This window comes from Methylibium sp., assembly GCF_965279545.1.
Lineage (GTDB): Bacteria > Pseudomonadota > Gammaproteobacteria > Burkholderiales > Burkholderiaceae_C > Methylibium.
Genome location: NZ_OZ257250.1, coordinates 433437 through 448190, shown reverse-complemented (window position 1 = coordinate 448190; position 14754 = coordinate 433437). Strand labels below are relative to the sequence as shown.

Sequence of the window (14754 nt, the reverse complement as noted above, 5' to 3'; positions counted from 1 at the left end):
ACTGCAGGCCTACACCGCGAACGGCCGGCAGCTGAGCGTCTCGTCGAGCAGCAGGTCGCGGGCCCGCGCCAGTTCGCTCTTGTGCAGCAGGTCGATCGGGAAGGCGGCGTTGCGGGCACGGGTCGCGAACTCGGCGTCGAGCACCCCGGCTTCGCTCAGTTGCGCCAGCGTGCGCCGCCCGTCGATGTCGCAGGACTTGACGACCAGCAGCCGCTCGGCATGCAGCCGCTGCGCCAGCCACAGCGCGAGGCTGTCGGAACTCACGCGCCAGTTCGTCAGCTCATCGGCCCGGCCGCGCAGCAGGTCCAGCGGCAGCCACAGCGCCGGCTGGCCGCTCAGCAGCACGCGGCGCAGCGGCTGCTCGCCGGCGGCGGCCTGCAAGGCGGGGCACAGGCCCTGCAGCATCAGCGCCGTCTGCGCCATGCCGAGCACGGCCATGTTGTGGGCCGCCAGATCGTCGAACTGCCACTGCGCCTGCGCTTCGCGCGCCTGCTCGGCAAACGCGCCACCGCCCGGCACGACGATCACGCGACCACCACCGAGCTCGGCCAGCAGTTCGAGCCACTGAGGCAGCAAGGCATCCTGGTTCAGGCTGCCGCCGAGCTTGACGACCCACATCAGCCCGCCCCCCGGCTGAACAGCAGGCCGACGGCCACGCTGGGGGCGCCGACCTGGGCCCGGCGCCGCAGCGCTTCGCCGGCCTGCGGCGCGTCGTCCAGCACCAGCGCAGCGAAGCTGCGGCAGGGGCGGGCGAGCCGCTCGGCCAGCGCCGCGACCAGGAAGTCGCCGCAACCGGCGGCGACCAGCGGCGCCGCGGCCGGCAGCGCGGCGGCGGCGATCACGCGTTCGAGCTGACCCTGGAGCTCGTCGAGCTGCTTGCTGCGCCAGGCCTGCGCGAAGGCGAGCCAGTCGGTCTCGTGCGCGTCGCGCGCATCGAGGCCGATCATCCGGGCCAGGCGCTGGCGCGTCGCGGCAGCCCCCTTGTCGCTGCCGTCGGCGGCCGGATGCAGATCGTGCGCCGGGTCGAGTTCGCCAGTGAGCCGGTAGACGTCGGCGGTGGTCGCGAAGAACTCGTTCATCACGTTCGACACACGGCCGCGGAACGCGACGCGCGGCGCGATCGCACACAGCGGCGTGCGCACCACGCCCTGGTAGACGAGTTCGCCGCCGACCAGGCGCTCCGCGTCGCTGCGGCCTCGCGCGCCCACCTCGCCGCCGCGCAGCGGGATCAGGTCGGCGGTGGTGCTGCCGATGTCGACCAGCACGCCGTCGCCGACGGCCTGCGCCGCCAGCGCGGCCGTGGCCCGCCAGTTGGCCGACGCGATGTCCTGCCACCGCGCCGCCACGTCCGGCGCGGCGCACCAGCCGCGCTCGCCGGCGTAGAACCACAGCGGCCCGTGGAGCGCCGCGCCCAGCAGGCCGGCCAGTGCGTGAACGCCGGCCTCGCGGTGCTCGAACAGGTCGACCATCTCGCCGGTCATCGTGACCGCATGCGCCGCGCCGGCCGCGCCAGGCCAGCGTGCCTGCGCCGCGGCGAGCACCGCTTCCAGGCGGTCCAGCCCCTGCCACAGCGGGCACGCCCATTGCGCCACGTCGCGCAGCACGCCGCGCTCGACCAGGCTGGCCTTGACGTGCGCGCCGCCGACGTCCCAGCCGAGCACCCACTCAGGCGGCGGCATCGGCCGGCTCCTCGTGCAGCGCCAGGATCTCGGCCGCCAGCGTGCGCCCGAGTGCGGCCGACAGGCCGACGAAGGCGCAGGTCAGGCGCGGGTTGACCTCGATCACCACCGGCCCGCGCCGCGGATGCCAGACGAGATCGATGCCGACGAAGCCGCGCAGCCCGGGCATCGCATGCGCCACGGCCTGCGCGATGCGGGCCAGCGCCGGCGCGCGCCCGTCGTCGAGGGTGATCTGGTTGATCGCCACGCCCGCATCGTGCAGCTGCCCGTCGGCGGCGATGTCGATGTGCTGGCGGTTGATGCTGAGCAGCTCCGCCTCGCCACCCTGGCACAGCAGCGACAGGCTCAGCGGCTCGCCGTCGACCCAGGGCTCCACCGTGGCCGACGCGCCGCTCGCGCGGCGCCGCCACAAGTCGGCCTGTGCCGCCGCGCGCTGCGCATGGCGTCGCGTGTCCAGCGTGCCGGCGCCATCGTCCGGCTTGACGACCCAGTGTGTCGCGCCCTCGCCGAAATCCAATGGCGTCGGGACGCGCTGCGCGGCGAGGTGCGCAAGCGTGGCCCGCTTGCCGGCGCACAGGCGGATCGTGGCCCGGTCGCAGCCGATCCAGCGCGCGGGCGGCACCGCTTCGGCCAGCTGCAGCAGCAGGCCATCGCTCTCGGGCGCGACGACCCAGATGCGTTCATGCGCCGCCCCCTCGCGCTGCACGAAGGCCGCCGGCGTTTCGCCGGGCCGCGGGCACACCGCCGCCCCCTGCTGGGCGGGCAGCGCTTCGACCCCGGCGCCGCAGGCGTAGCGCAGGTCCAGGCCGGGCAGTGCGGCCAGCTCGGCCACCAGCGCCGCCCGCATCGCCCGGCCCGCGCGCAGCAGCTCGGCATGGCCGGCGTCATCGCCCGGCGCCGCGCCCCGGCCGCCGCCGCTGAGATACTCGTAGACGAAGAGAGTCGGGTTCATCCTATGCACATCATTCCGGTCATCGACCTGCTGGGCGGCCAGGTAGTCCGCGCGGTGCGCGGCGATCGGCAGCACTACCGGCCGATCGAGTCGGCCCTGTGCCACAGCGCCGATCCGCTGACCGTGGCCAGTCGTCTATGCGAACACTGTGCCATCGATACGCTGTATGTCGCCGACCTGGATGCACTGCAGGGCCGCGCCCCGCAGGTCGACACGGTCGCGGCGCTGCTGGAGGCACGGCCGGCGCTGCAGCTCTGGCTCGATGCCGGCTTCGGCGGGCACGCCGACGCCGAGAGGCTGCTGTCCCGACTGGGCCCGTCGGCGACGCGGGTCACGCCGGTGTTCGGCAGCGAATCGCTGCGCGCGCGCGACGAACTCGCGCGCTGCTTCGAGCCGCCCTCGCGCGCCCTGCTCTCGCTGGACCAGCGCCACGGCATGCCGCTCGACCCGGCCGGCGTGTGGGACGCGCCGGCGCTGTGGCCGCAGCGCCTGATCGTGATGACGCTGTCGCGCGTCGGCAGCGGCGGCGGGCCGGACCTCGACACGCTGGCCGCGGTGCGCACCCGCGCGCCGCAGGCCTTGCTGATCGGCGCGGGCGGCGTGCGCGACGACGGCGACCTGGCGGCAGCGGAGGCCGCCGGTGCGCAGGCCTGGCTGATCGCCTCGGCCCTGCACGACGGCGGCCTGCCGGCCCGCACGCGCGCGACAGCGCACCGGCACACACTGTGACGATCGTGGCAGTCCCGGCCACACTGTGTCGCAGGCTTGCCCCGGCGGTGCCGCGATGGTGCAAGGCCCCGAGCCGTGGCACATGCTTTGCGTGAAAGCACGGCAATGACTTCACCCGCGACCGCACCCCCCACCCGCCCCTGGACCAGTCCGTTTTGCGCGCTGCTGAACGACGATCTGCAGCTCGCGCAGCAAGGCCTGCAGTTCACGCTGTCCGGCACGGTCTGCGAGCGCGCGCAGCGCGCACTGCGGCACTTCAGCGCCGAGCCCTCGACGGCCACGCCACGCATTGCCGGTCAGGCCACCTCGCTCGACGACGCCATCGAGCGCGCCGCGCAGTGGCTGAGCGCCAGCCGCCAGCCGCTGTTCGGTGGGCTCGCGACCGATGTCGCCGGTGCACGGGCGCTCTACCCGCTGGCGTGCGCGACCGGCGCGATCTGCGACGCGGCTGCCGGCGCCGTGCAGTTGCACGGGCTGCGCGCGCTGCAGGACCGCGGCGCGTTCGTGACCACGCTGGCCGAGGTGCGCAACCGCGCCGACCTGATCGTCTGCATCGGCGAGGCGCCGCGCCAGGGCTTCCCGAACCTGTGGCGGCGCTGCGGCATCGGCGAGCCGCTGGTGGCGCTGCGCGAGATCGTCTTCCTGGGCGGCGCGCTCGACGCATCGCTCGACGCCTTGCCCGGCGTGACGCAGCGCCGCGTGGCCCTGCCCGGCGATCTGTTCGATGCGGTGGCGCAGCTGTCGGCGCTGGTGGCCGGGCGCCGCGTGCCGGACGCCGCGCCGGCGCTGGCGGCCCTGGCCGGGCAGCTGCGCGCGGCCCGCTATGCCGTCATCGTGTGGGAAGCGGCGCAACTGCCCGAGCACGGCGCGCTGATTGCCGAAGCGCTGAACCAGCTGGTCGGCACGCTGAACCGCAGCACCCGCGCCGCGCTGCTGCCGCTGGTCGGCAACGACGGGCTGCTGACGGTGAACCAGGTGTTCAGCTGGCTGTCCGGCCTGCCGCTGCGCAGCCGGGCCGGGCCGCTCGGCCTCGAGCACGAGCCGCTGCGCTTCGACGCGCGCCGGCTGCTGGCCGACGGCAGCGTCGACGCGCTGCTGTGGATTTCTTCCTTCGGCCCGGAGCCGGCACCGCCCGCCACCACGCTGCCGACCGTCGTGCTCGGCCATCCGGCGCTGCAGGCGGCCGTCGCGGCCGACGCGGTGTTCATTCCGGTCTCGACGCCGGGCATGGGCTCTGCCGGCCACCTGTTCCGCGTCGACGGTGTCGTGGCCCTGCCGCTCGATGCCGTCTACGACGACGGCCTGCCGACCGTCGCGCAGGTGCTGACGCGCATCGCCGCGCGCGTCGTCGCGCGCAAGCAAGGGGAAGGCGCATGAGCCACGCCCGCCCGCCCGAAGGGGCTCGCACCGCAGTGCGCAGCACGAAGGGACTCCCATGAGCAGCGTGCGACTGCGCGGCGGCCGCGTGATCGACCCCGCGAACGGCATCGACGCGGTGCGCGACATCGGCCTGCGCGATGGCCGCATCGTCGAGCTGCATCCGCAGGAGCCGGTGGCCGAGGACATCGATGCCGGCGGCTGCGTCGTGATGGCCGGCGGCATCGACATGCACACACACATCGGCGGCGGCAAGGTCAACCTCGCGCGCATGCTGCTGCCCGAGGACCACCGCCTGAACCGCGAGCCGATCGCGCTGCCGACCAACCCGCTGGAGCTGGCCTCCTGCGGCCACTGCGCGCCCGGCACGCTGGCGACCGGCTACCGCTATGCCGAGATGGGCTACACGGCGGCCTTCGAGCCGGCCATGCTGCACGCCAACGCGCGCCATGCGCACATGGAGATGGGCGACACGCCGATCCTCGACCACGGCGCCTACGTGATGCTCGGCAACGACGAGCTGTTCCTGCAGATGCTGGCCGAGGGCCGCGACTTCCAGCAGATCCGCGACTACGCCGGCTGGACCATCAACGCCGCCAAGGCGATGGGCGTGAAGGTGGTCAACCCGGGCGGCATCTCGGCCTTCAAGTTCAACCAGCGCAAGCTCGACGTCGACGAGGAACATGTGCACTGGCACGTGACACCGCGACGCATCGTGCACACGCTCGCCAGGGCGTTGCAGGAGCTGGGCGTGCCGCACCCGCTGCACATCCACGGCAGCAACCTCGGCGTGGCCGGCAACATCGAGTCGACGCTGGCCACCATCGACGCCCTGGAAGGCCTGCCCGCCCACCTGACGCACATCCAGTTCCACGCCTACGGCACCGAGGGCCCGAAGAAGTTCTCGTCGGCCGCGCAGCAGCTGGCCGATGCGGTGAACGCCCACCCGAACATCAGCATCGACGTCGGCCAGATCATGTTCGGCCAGACCGTCACCGCCTCGGGCGACACCATGCGCCAGCATGCGAACGCCGACCTCGCGAACCCGCGCAAGTGGATCGGCGCCGACATCGAGTGCGATGCCGGCTGTGGCGTGGTGCCCTTCAAGTACCGCGAGCAGAGCTTCGTGAATGCGCTGCAGTGGGCGATCGGGCTGGAGATCTTCCTGCTGGCGAAGGACCCGTGGCGCGTGGTGCTGACCACCGACCATCCGAACGGCGGGCCGTTCACCAGCTACCCGCACCTGATCCGCTTGCTGATGGACAAGTCCTTCCGCGACGAGCAGCTCGCGAAGCTGCACCCGGATGTCGTGGCGCAGTCGGCCCTCGGCTCGATCACGCGCGAGCTGTCACTGAACGAGATCGCGATCATGACCCGCGCCGGCCCGGCGAAGCTGCTGGGCCTGAAGGACCGCGGCCAGCTCGCCGTGGGCGCCGCGGCCGACGTCGCGGTCTACCGCGAGCACGCGAACCGCGAGACGATGTTCACCGCCCCCGAGCATGTGTTCAAGGACGGCTTGCGCGTCGCGCGCGCCGGCGTCATCACCGCCACGCCGACCGGCGGCACGCATTTCATCGAACCGGCCTTCGACCCCGGCATCGAGAAACTGCTGGCGCCCTATGCGCACAAGCACCTGAGCGTGAGCCACCGCAACGCCGTCATCGGCCACGACGAGCTGTGCCGCTGCAGCAACGGCGGGCGCCTGCTGCCGACGGCCTGCTTCACGACGACTGCGAACTGACGCGATGGAACTCAACGGCATCGTCATCGACGACAGCTTCGCCGAAGCCTTCCCGATGAAGGCGACGCGGCTCGTCATCACCGCCCACGACCTCACCTGGGCCCGCCACGCGGCGGTGGCCACCACCGGCTTCGCCACCTCCGTGATCGCCTGCGGCTGCGAGGCCGGCATCGAGCGCGAACTCGCACCCGACGAGACGCCCGACGGGCGGCCCGGCATTTCGATCCTGATCTTCTCGATGAGCGGCCGCGAACTGGCCAAGCAGGTCGAGAAGCGCGTCGGCCAGTGCGTGCTGACCTGCCCGACCACGGCGGTCTATGCCGGCCTGCATGAGGGCGACCCGATCGCACTCGGCAAGAACCTGCGCTTCTTCGGCGACGGCTGGCAGACCAGCAAGATGATCCGCGTTGGCGACACTCCCCAGCGCCACTGGCGCATTCCGGTGATGGACGGCGAATTCGTCGCCCAGGAGACGACCTGGGTCACGACCCAGGCGGTCGGTGGCGGCAACCTGCTGCTGCTGGCGACCGATACCGCGGCGGCGCTGGCCGCCGCCGAAGCCGCGGTGGCGGCGATGAAGGCCTTGCCCAATGTCATCATGCCCTTTCCCGGCGGCGTGGTGCGCTCGGGCTCCAAGGTCGGCAGCAAGTACCCCGCGCTCGGCGCGTCGACCAACGACGCCTACTGCCCGAGCCTGCGCGAACTGGCCGCCCACAGCGAGCTCGGCCCCGACATCGGCAGCGTGATGGAGATCGTGATCGATGGCCTGACCGACGCCGATGTGGCGGCCGCGATGCGCGCCGGCCTGAAGGCCGTGATCGACCTGGGGGCGACTTCCGGGCTCAAGCGCATCGGCGCCGGCAACTACGGCGGCAAGCTCGGACCCTTCCTCTACCACTTGCACAAGCTGGTGCCGGGCGCCGGGGAGACCGCAGCATGAGCGGCTGGAAGTTCACGCTGAAGCAGGCGCCGCCGCTGCGCGTCGACCTGCGCGCGCTGTCGCCTGCGGCGCTGGCCGACCTGTCCGCCAGCGCCGTCGCGAAGCTCGGCGCCTGGCATGGCAACGAGTCCGTCGCGCTGGGCGAGCTGTTCACGATCGCCGCGCATGCCGACGGCGAACTGCTGTTCGAAGGCGATCTGGCGAAGTTCGACCGCATCGGCTGGCAACTCGCCGGCGGCCGCATCCGCGTGGACGGATCGGTGGGCGACTACCTCGGCGCGGGCATGAGCGGCGGCGAGGTCGTCGCGAGCGGTCATGCCGGCTTGCTGGCGGCCTGCGAGATGTCGGGCGGGCGGCTGGAGATCGGCGGCAATGCGGGCGACTACGCCGCGAGCGCGCTGCCGGGCAGCATGGACGGCATGCGCGGCGGCACGCTGGTCGTGCGCGGCAGCGCGGGCGCACGCTTCGGCGACCGCATGCGGCGCGGCAGCGCACTGGTGTTCGGCGATGCCGGCGACTTCCTGGCGTCGCGCATGGTGGCCGGCACGATCGCGGTGGCCGGGCGCATCGGTGCGCACGCCGGCTACGGCATGCGCCGCGGCAGCGTGGTCTGCGCCGGCGCGGCGCCCGCGATCGGGCCGACCTTCGTGCCCAACGGCACGAACATCGACGTGTTCTGGCAACTGCTCGCGCGCGACCTGGCGCGCCACGGCGGCGCTTTCGCGGCGCTGCCGCAGCGGCCGGTGCGGCGCCACCTCGGCGATCTCGCGGCCAGCGGCAAGGGCGAACTGCTGCTGTGCGGCTGAGCGCGCGGCGTCCCCCTGCGGCGCCGGCCGGCTAAGCTCTCGACCGGAGCCCCCGCGCGGTGCCGGCCGTTCCCGTTTTCATCCACCCACTCGACACCCTGCCATGAGCAAGACCTACACCTTCCACGCCGGCGAAGCCACCGTGCTGGCCGCCGACGGCCAGTTCACCGACGCGATGCCGGAGATCCTGATCGGCTCCACGTCCGGCCCGGTCGGCGCCGCCTTCGCGAACATGATGGCGCAGAGCAAGGGCCACACCGCGATGTTCGCGATCCGCGCCTGCAACCAGATGGTCCGCCCGGCAACGATCACGGTGCCGAAGGTCACGCTGAAGGACAGCGCCAACATCGACCTGTTCGGCGGCGTGGTGCAAGCCGCCACCGCCGACGCGGTGATCGACTGCGTGATCGAGGGCATCATCCCGAAGGACGTGGCCGACGAGCTGTGCATCATCAGCCTGGTGTGGATCGACCCGCGCTGCGCGAAGGACCCGAAGCTCGACAAGAAGGACATGTACCGCACCAACTACGAGGCCACCAAGCTGGCGATCCGGCGCGCGCTGAACAACGAGCCGTCGATCGACGAGCTGATCGCGAACCGGCACACGATCAAGCACGACATGGACGATTGGTCGTAACGCTCACCCCCGTTGAGAAATGACGACCACCCCCGTTGCGGCTGCGCCGCTCCCCCTCGAGGGGGGCAAGCCCGGACACACAAGCTCCAGTGGAGCTTGTGTGCCTGGCGAGCGGCCGAGCCACTGGCTCGGCGCGGCCTGCAAGGCACGCTGGCGGGCCGGCGGAGCCGGACCCGCGGCGTCCGCGCGGTGGGGCTGCGCTTGGCCCAGGTCGGCGCGCTGCGGCATCGGTGATGGATGGTTCGTAGGGCAGACTGCGTGCCGATGAGCGACGACGTTGCCGCCTTTGCCCTGCTCGACGACCGCGCGGCGACGGGCGAGCGGCCGAGCAGCCGGCTCTACACGGGCCATGTGCGCACGCACCGCTGCGACGATCCGGCCGCGCTCGACGCGGTGTGGCGCGCGGTCGAGGCCGACCAGCGCGCGGGCCTGCACGCGGTGCTGCTGGCCGACTACGAATGGGGCGCCAAGCTGCTGCAGGCCGGCCGCCGCGCCGGCGACGAGCGCGCCGCGCTGCGCGTGCTGCTGTTCCGGGAACTGCAGCATCTGTCGGCCGATGAGGCGACCGGCTGGCTCGCCACGGTGGAGGGTTCGGCGGAGCCGGGCCCGGCGGGTTCGCTGGACGTGCAGGCCAGCGTGGACCGAGAGGCCTTTCACGCCGCGATCGCCCGCATCCACGAGGCCATCCGTGCCGGCGAGACCTACCAGGTCAACTACACCTACCGGCTGGACTTCCAGGCCCACGGCGCGCCGGTCGCGCTGTACCGGCGGCTGCGTGCGCGCCAGCCGGTGCCCTACGGCGCCTTCATCGCGCTGCCCGCCGACGAGGCGCAGGCCACCGGCGTCACCCACGTGCTGTCGTGCTCGCCCGAGCTCTTCGTGCGGCACGCACAAGGGCAGCTGACGGCCAAGCCGATGAAGGGCACCGCGCCGCGCCGCGCCGTGCTCGAAGGCGACAGCGAGACCGCGCGGCTGCTGAGCCTGGACACCAAGAACCGGGCCGAGAACCTGATGATCGTCGACCTGCTGCGCAACGACCTCGGCCGCATCGCATGCACCGGCTCGGTCCAGGTCCCGGAGCTGTTCGAGGTCGAGTCGCACGCCACCGTGTTCCAGATGACGTCGACGGTGCGGGCCGAGCTGGCACCGGGCACGGACCTGCCCGCGGTGCTGCGCGCGGTGTTTCCCTGCGGCTCGATCACCGGCGCGCCCAAGCACCACACGATGGAGTTGATCGCCGGGCTCGAGAGCACGCCGCGCGGGCTGTACTGCGGCGCGATCGGCTGGGTGGACGCCGGCCCCGAGGCGCCGGGCACCGCATGCGGCGACTTCTGCCTGTCGGTGGTGATCCGCACGCTCACGCTCGGCCCCGACCGTGACGGCCTGCGCGCCGGCCGGCTCGGCATCGGCGCCGGCATCGTGCTCGACAGCGAGGCCGAGGACGAGTACCTGGAGTGCCAGCTGAAGGGCCGCTTTCTCACCGGTCTCGATCCGGGCTTCTCGATCTTCGAGACCCTGCACGCGACGCGCGAACAGGGCGTGCGCCATCTGGACCGCCACCTTGCGCGCATGCAGCGCAGCGCCATGGTGCTGGGCTTCCGCTGGGACGAGATCGAGCTGCGCGACGCGCTGCAGGACCAGGTCGGGCGGCTGCCGGCCGGGGCACCGAGCCGGATGCGCCTGGCACTCGACCGCGCCGGGCGCTTCGAGCTCACCGGCGCGCCGCTGATCGAGCTGCCACCCGGCCCGGTGGCGCTGCGCCTGGCGCCCGAACCGCTGCCCGAGCCGCGGCCACTGGCCGGGCACAAAACCACGCTGCGCGCAGCCTACGATGCCGGCGTGCGGGCCGCCGAAGCGGTCGGCGCCTTCGACAGCCTGTTCTTCACGGCCGACGGCCGGCTCGTCGAGGGTGGCCGCACGAACGTGTTCCTGCAACTCGATGGGCATTGGTGGACACCGCCGCTCACCGACGGCGCGCTGCCCGGCGTGATGCGCGGCGTGATGCTCGAAGACCCGGCCTGGGCCGCCGCCGAGCGCACGCTGACGCGCACCGACCTGGCACGCGCCGAAGCCATCGTCGTGTGCAATGCGCTGCGCGGCGCGCTGCCCGCCCGGCTGTCGTGAAGCTCGCCCTGTTCGACCTCGACCACACGCTGCTGCCCTACGACAGCGGCATGGCATGGATCCGCTTCCTCGTCGCTCGGGGTGTTTTCGAGCCGGCGCTGGAGACCGATTACCTCGCGCACTGCCAGCGCTACGTCGACGGGGAACTCGATGTCGCGGCGCTGCACCGCTCGATGGTGGCGCCGCTCGGGCGCCTGACCCGTGCCGAGCTGTCGCACTGGCTCGACGAGTTCGAGACCGAGGTGTCGACGCGGCTGCCCCATGCCGCTCGTATGCTGGTGGCGCGGCATCTCGGGGCCGGCGACCTGTGCTGCATCGTCACGGCCACGTCACGCCTCGTCGCCGAGCGTTTCGCGCGGGCCTTGCGCATCGAGCATGTGCTCGCCACGGAATCGGCCATCGACCTGCGCGGCGTGCCGACCGGCGAGATCGTCGGCCCCCCCTGCCACGGCGAGCACAAACTGGACAAGGTGCGAACCTGGCTCCTCAGCCACGGCCGGCCGCTCGACCGGCTCGAGCGCAGCTGGTTCTACAGCGATTCGGCGAGCGATCTGCCGCTGCTGCGCGCGGTCAGCGACCCGGTCGCGGTGCGCCCCGACGCCAGGCTGCAGGCGATCGCGCAGCACGAGGCCTGGCCGATCGAGATGCTGGGCAGCTGAGGCCGGCCGCCTGCGGGTACCGCGCGTTGCTGGCGAAGCCGCCGCCGGGCGAACTCATTCGCGTTCGATGACCGCGAATGCCTGAATTTCTACGTGGGTTGTGACAACGCTCACTTCGCTGAGCGAAGTGAGCCGTTGCCGCAACCATTCGGGCGCCGACCCGGCGCCGCTCGCGCTGCGCGCGAGCTCATTCGCGTTCGATGACCGCGAATGCCGAGTGGTTGTGAATGCTCTCGAAGTTCTCGACTTCGACGCGGTAGCGGCCGACGCGGCTGTCGGCGTTGAGCCGCAGCGCCACGTCGCGCACCAGATCCTCGACGAACTTCGGGTTCTCGTAGGCCCGCTCGGTGATCCACTTCTCGTCGGGGCGCTTCAGCAGGCCCCAGATCTCGCTCGACGCCGACTCTTCGGCAAAACGCACCAGCGCATCGAAGCCGAGTTCACCCGCCGAGTCGACGACGGGCCGCTCCCGAGTCGACTCGCCCCCCCGGGGGGGCGGCGGACGCTGGCGGTCGCCTGGGGGCTCCATCAGTTCGGCTCGGATCGTCACGTGCGAGCGCTGGTTGTGCGCACCGTAGTCGGAAATCTCCTTCGAGCACGGGCACAGGCTCTTGACCGGCACCACCACCTCGCACCACACCGTGCTGACGCCGGCGCGGCGCTCGGCGAGCCAGGCGCCCTGGTAGTCGAGCAGGCTGGACACGCCCGACACCGGCGCCTGCTTGCGGATGAAGAACGGGAAGCGCGCCTCGATGCGGCCTTCGACCGCATGCAGCTTGTCGAGCATCAGCACCAGTTCGTCGCGCAGCGCGGCGGCATCGAGCGGCTTGCCCGAAGCGCTCAGCGCATCGAGCCAGGCCACGAAGCGCGACATGTGCGTGCCCTTCTGCTCCGCCGGCAGCGCGACATCCAGACTCCAGCTCGCCACGGTGGACGAGGCGTGCTCGCCGATGCGCACGGTCAGCGGATAGCGCACCTCCTTCACGCCGACGCGCTGGATTGCCAGATGGCGCTCGTCGCGCTCGCTCTGCGTGTCGGGGATGTGCGTCAGGCCGAAGGCGGAAAGATGGGTCATGTCGTTCATGGGCGTCGCGCCGGCCGTTTGCAGCGGTCTTCGGCGTTGAATTCGTTCGCAAGCATGACAGTTTGTATCAGACGGCGCCGTTCCCGGGGGCGACAAGGGCCTTGTCGCCTTCGTCGCGGCAACAACCGTCAGCCGTTGATCGCCGGCCTCACCAGTTCGAGTTTCGCGCCGAAACGCTTCAGGATGCTCTGCTCGATGCCGGTGGCGTCCAGGCCCAGCCCGGCCAGCAGCTTGGCCGGGTCGCCATGCTCGACGAACTCGTCCGGCAGGCCCAGCGTGAGCACCGGCACGTTCACGCCGGCGGCCTGCAGGGTTTCGAGCACCGCGCTGCCGGCACCGCCCTGCAGGCAGCCCTCTTCGACCGTGACCAGCGCCTCGTGGCTGCGCGCCAGCCTCAGCAGCAGTTCGGTGTCCAGCGGCTTGATGAACCGCATGTTGGCCACCGTCGCGTCGAGCTTCTCGGCCGCCGCCAGCGCCGGGTGCAGCAGCGTGCCGAAAGCCAGGATCGCGATGCGCCGGCCGCTGCCACGCGCTTCGCGCCGCAGCTCGCCCCGGCCCCAGGGCAGCGCCTTCAGCTCGGGCTGGACCGCCGCGCCGACGCCGGCGCCTCGCGGATAGCGCACGGCCACCGGGTGGTTCTGCTCGAAGGCGCTGGTCAGCGCCTGGCGGCACTCGTTCTCGTCGGCCGGTGCGATCAGGCTCAGGTTGGGAATGCAGCGGATGTAGGCGATGTCGTAGGCGCCGGCATGCGTCGCACCGTCGGCACCGACGATGCCGGCGCGGTCGAGCGCGAACACCACCGGCAGGTTCTGGATCGCCACGTCGTGGATCAGCTGGTCGTAGCCGCGCTGCAGGAAGGTCGAGTAGATCGCCACGACCGGCTTCAGGCCCTCGCAGGCGAGGCCGGCGGCGAAGGTCACCGCATGCTGCTCGGCGATGCCGACGTCGAAATAGCGGCCCGGGAAGCGCTGCTCGAACTCCACCAGCCCGGAGCCCTCGCGCATAGCCGGCGTGATGCCGATCAGGCGCTCGTCCTTCGCCGCCATGTCGCACAGCCACTGGCCGAACACCTGGGTGAAGGTGGGTTTGCCGGGCACGGCCTTCTTCAGGCCCTCGGCAGGATTGAACTTGCCCGGACCGTGGTAGGCCACCGGATCGGCCTCGGCCAGCTTGTAGCCATAGCCCTTCTTCGTGACCACGTGCAGGAACTGCGGCCCCTTGCGGTCGCGCAGGTTCTCGAGCGTGGGAATCAGCGAGTCGAGGTCGTGGCCGTCGATCGGGCCGACATAGGTGAAACCGAACTCCTCGAAGATCGTGCTGGGCACGATCATGCCCTTGGCATGCTCTTCGAAGCGGCGCGCCAGCTCGAGCAGCGGCGGTGCGTTCTTCAGCACGTTCTTCGCGCCTTGACGGGCGGCGCTGTAGAAGCGGCCGGACATCAGGCGCGCGAAGTATCGGTTCAGCGCCCCGACCGGCGGCGAGATCGACATGTCGTTGTCGTTCAGCACCACCAGCATGTTGGCACCGGACACGCCGGCGTTGTTGAGCGCCTCGAAGGCCATGCCGGCGGTCATCGCGCCGTCGCCGATGATCGCGACCGAGCGACGGTCCTCGCCCTTGAGCTTGGCGGCCAGCGCCATGCCGAGCGCGGCGGAGATCGAGGTCGACGAGTGCGCCGTGCCGAAGGTGTCGTACTCGCTCTCGTCGCGCCGCGGGAAACCGCTGATGCCGCCGAGCTGGCGCAGGCCGGCCATGCGGTCGCGCCGGCCGGTGAGTATCTTGTGCGGATAGGTCTGGTGGCCCACGTCCCACACCAGGCGGTCCTGCGGCGTGTTGAACACGTGGTGCAGCGCGACCGTCAGCTCGACCGTGCCGAGGTTGCTCGACAGGTGCCCGCCCGTTTGCGACACGCTCGTCAGCACATGGTCGCGCAGCTCCTGTGCCAGCTGCTTGAGCTCGGAGCGCGACAGGCCGCGCAGGTCGGCCGGTTGGTCGATGGTGGACAGCAGGGGATAGGACTTCATGG

13 protein-coding genes are annotated in these 14754 nt (G+C 71.8%); 8 read left to right on the top strand and 5 right to left on the bottom strand.

Annotation, left to right across the window (positions count from 1 at the left end; all coding sequences use genetic code 11):
* Positions 1–9: 9 nt before the first annotated feature.
* Genes ACQY9S_RS02100 through ACQY9S_RS02090 form a run of 3 tightly spaced genes read right to left on the bottom strand, consistent with a single transcriptional unit; the run spans position 10 to position 2631 of the window.
* Entirely contained in the window at positions 10–618 is a 609-nt protein-coding gene (locus ACQY9S_RS02100; RefSeq protein ID WP_428422919.1) for an aspartate kinase, read from the bottom strand.
* Complete coding sequence (locus ACQY9S_RS02095) at positions 618–1679, bottom strand: hydantoinase/oxoprolinase family protein (protein ID WP_428422918.1); 1062 nt, start codon at positions 1677–1679, stop codon at positions 618–620. The genes ACQY9S_RS02100 and ACQY9S_RS02095 overlap by 1 nt, the downstream gene beginning before the upstream one ends.
* Positions 1666–2631 carry an ATP-grasp domain-containing protein gene (locus ACQY9S_RS02090; RefSeq protein WP_428422917.1) on the bottom strand — a complete coding sequence of 322 codons (966 nt, stop codon included), beginning with the start codon at positions 2629–2631 and terminating at the stop codon, positions 1666–1668. The genes ACQY9S_RS02095 and ACQY9S_RS02090 overlap by 14 nt, the downstream gene beginning before the upstream one ends.
* A gap of 3 nt (positions 2632–2634) precedes the next feature.
* On the opposite strand from ACQY9S_RS02090, the gene ACQY9S_RS02085 reads away from it, so the two are divergent.
* The 8 genes from ACQY9S_RS02085 to ACQY9S_RS02050 all read left to right on the top strand — a co-directional run bounded on the left by ACQY9S_RS02085 (position 2635) and on the right by ACQY9S_RS02050 (position 11644).
* Positions 2635–3360 carry a HisA/HisF-related TIM barrel protein gene (locus ACQY9S_RS02085; RefSeq protein ID WP_428422916.1) on the top strand — a complete coding sequence of 242 codons (726 nt, stop codon included), beginning with the start codon at positions 2635–2637 and terminating at the stop codon, positions 3358–3360.
* Between the two features lie 105 nt (positions 3361–3465).
* Positions 3466–4737: a formylmethanofuran dehydrogenase gene (locus tag ACQY9S_RS02080; protein ID WP_428422915.1), complete on the top strand. Its 1272-nt coding sequence runs from the start codon at positions 3466–3468 to the stop codon at positions 4735–4737.
* A gap of 58 nt (positions 4738–4795) precedes the next feature.
* On the top strand, positions 4796–6478 hold the full coding sequence (locus ACQY9S_RS02075; protein WP_428422914.1) for a formylmethanofuran dehydrogenase subunit A: 1683 nt from the start codon (positions 4796–4798) through the stop codon (positions 6476–6478).
* Positions 6479–6482: 4 nt separating this feature from the next.
* Positions 6483–7418 carry a formylmethanofuran--tetrahydromethanopterin N-formyltransferase gene (gene fhcD, locus ACQY9S_RS02070; RefSeq protein WP_428422913.1) on the top strand — a complete coding sequence of 312 codons (936 nt, stop codon included), beginning with the start codon at positions 6483–6485 and terminating at the stop codon, positions 7416–7418.
* Entirely contained in the window at positions 7415–8224 is an 810-nt protein-coding gene (locus tag ACQY9S_RS02065) for a formylmethanofuran dehydrogenase subunit C (protein WP_428422912.1), read from the top strand. The genes fhcD and ACQY9S_RS02065 overlap by 4 nt, the downstream gene beginning before the upstream one ends.
* A 103-nt stretch (positions 8225–8327) precedes the next feature.
* Positions 8328–8861 (top strand): formaldehyde-activating enzyme, encoded by a 534-nt coding sequence (gene fae / locus ACQY9S_RS02060; RefSeq protein ID WP_428422911.1) that lies wholly within the window; start codon positions 8328–8330, stop codon positions 8859–8861.
* Between the two features lie 264 nt (positions 8862–9125).
* On the top strand, positions 9126–10985 hold the full coding sequence (locus ACQY9S_RS02055) for a chorismate-binding protein (protein WP_428422910.1): 1860 nt from the start codon (positions 9126–9128) through the stop codon (positions 10983–10985).
* The gene (locus tag ACQY9S_RS02050; protein ID WP_428422909.1) at positions 10982–11644 is read left to right on the top strand and encodes an HAD family hydrolase; all 663 of its coding nucleotides are present in this window, start codon (positions 10982–10984) and stop codon (positions 11642–11644) included. The genes ACQY9S_RS02055 and ACQY9S_RS02050 overlap by 4 nt, the downstream gene beginning before the upstream one ends.
* Before the next feature lie 187 nt (positions 11645–11831).
* Here ACQY9S_RS02050 and ACQY9S_RS02045 read toward each other — a convergent pair whose 3' ends face one another.
* A complete protein-coding gene (locus ACQY9S_RS02045; protein WP_428422908.1) occupies positions 11832–12728 on the bottom strand; it encodes a GTP cyclohydrolase I FolE2 in 897 nt (298 codons plus the stop codon).
* A gap of 128 nt (positions 12729–12856) precedes the next feature.
* Positions 12857–14752 (bottom strand): 1-deoxy-D-xylulose-5-phosphate synthase, encoded by a 1896-nt coding sequence (dxs, locus tag ACQY9S_RS02040; RefSeq protein ID WP_428422907.1) that lies wholly within the window; start codon positions 14750–14752, stop codon positions 12857–12859.
* Positions 14753–14754: the final 2 nt, after the last annotated feature.

What these genes read in the sequence shown, in the direction of transcription:
- ACQY9S_RS02075 (WP_428422914.1), top strand. Translation starts at nt 4,796, where the DNA reads ATGAGCAGCGTGCGACTGCGCGGCGGCCGCGTGATCGACCCCGCGAAC.
- ACQY9S_RS02085 (WP_428422916.1), top strand. Translation starts at nt 2,635, where the DNA reads ATGCACATCATTCCGGTCATCGACCTGCTGGGCGGCCAGGTAGTCCGC.
- fae (WP_428422911.1), top strand. Translation starts at nt 8,328, where the DNA reads ATGAGCAAGACCTACACCTTCCACGCCGGCGAAGCCACCGTGCTGGCC.
- dxs (WP_428422907.1), bottom strand. Translation starts at nt 14,752, where the DNA reads ATGAAGTCCTATCCCCTGCTGTCCACCATCGACCAACCGGCCGACCTG.
- ACQY9S_RS02045 (WP_428422908.1), bottom strand. Translation starts at nt 12,728, where the DNA reads ATGAACGACATGACCCATCTTTCCGCCTTCGGCCTGACGCACATCCCC.
- ACQY9S_RS02055 (WP_428422910.1), top strand. Translation starts at nt 9,126, where the DNA reads ATGAGCGACGACGTTGCCGCCTTTGCCCTGCTCGACGACCGCGCGGCG.
- ACQY9S_RS02080 (WP_428422915.1), top strand. Translation starts at nt 3,466, where the DNA reads ATGACTTCACCCGCGACCGCACCCCCCACCCGCCCCTGGACCAGTCCG.
- ACQY9S_RS02090 (WP_428422917.1), bottom strand. Translation starts at nt 2,631, where the DNA reads ATGAACCCGACTCTCTTCGTCTACGAGTATCTCAGCGGCGGCGGCCGG.
- ACQY9S_RS02100 (WP_428422919.1), bottom strand. Translation starts at nt 618, where the DNA reads ATGTGGGTCGTCAAGCTCGGCGGCAGCCTGAACCAGGATGCCTTGCTG.
- fhcD (WP_428422913.1), top strand. Translation starts at nt 6,483, where the DNA reads ATGGAACTCAACGGCATCGTCATCGACGACAGCTTCGCCGAAGCCTTC.
- ACQY9S_RS02065 (WP_428422912.1), top strand. Translation starts at nt 7,415, where the DNA reads ATGAGCGGCTGGAAGTTCACGCTGAAGCAGGCGCCGCCGCTGCGCGTC.
- ACQY9S_RS02095 (WP_428422918.1), bottom strand. Translation starts at nt 1,679, where the DNA reads ATGCCGCCGCCTGAGTGGGTGCTCGGCTGGGACGTCGGCGGCGCGCAC.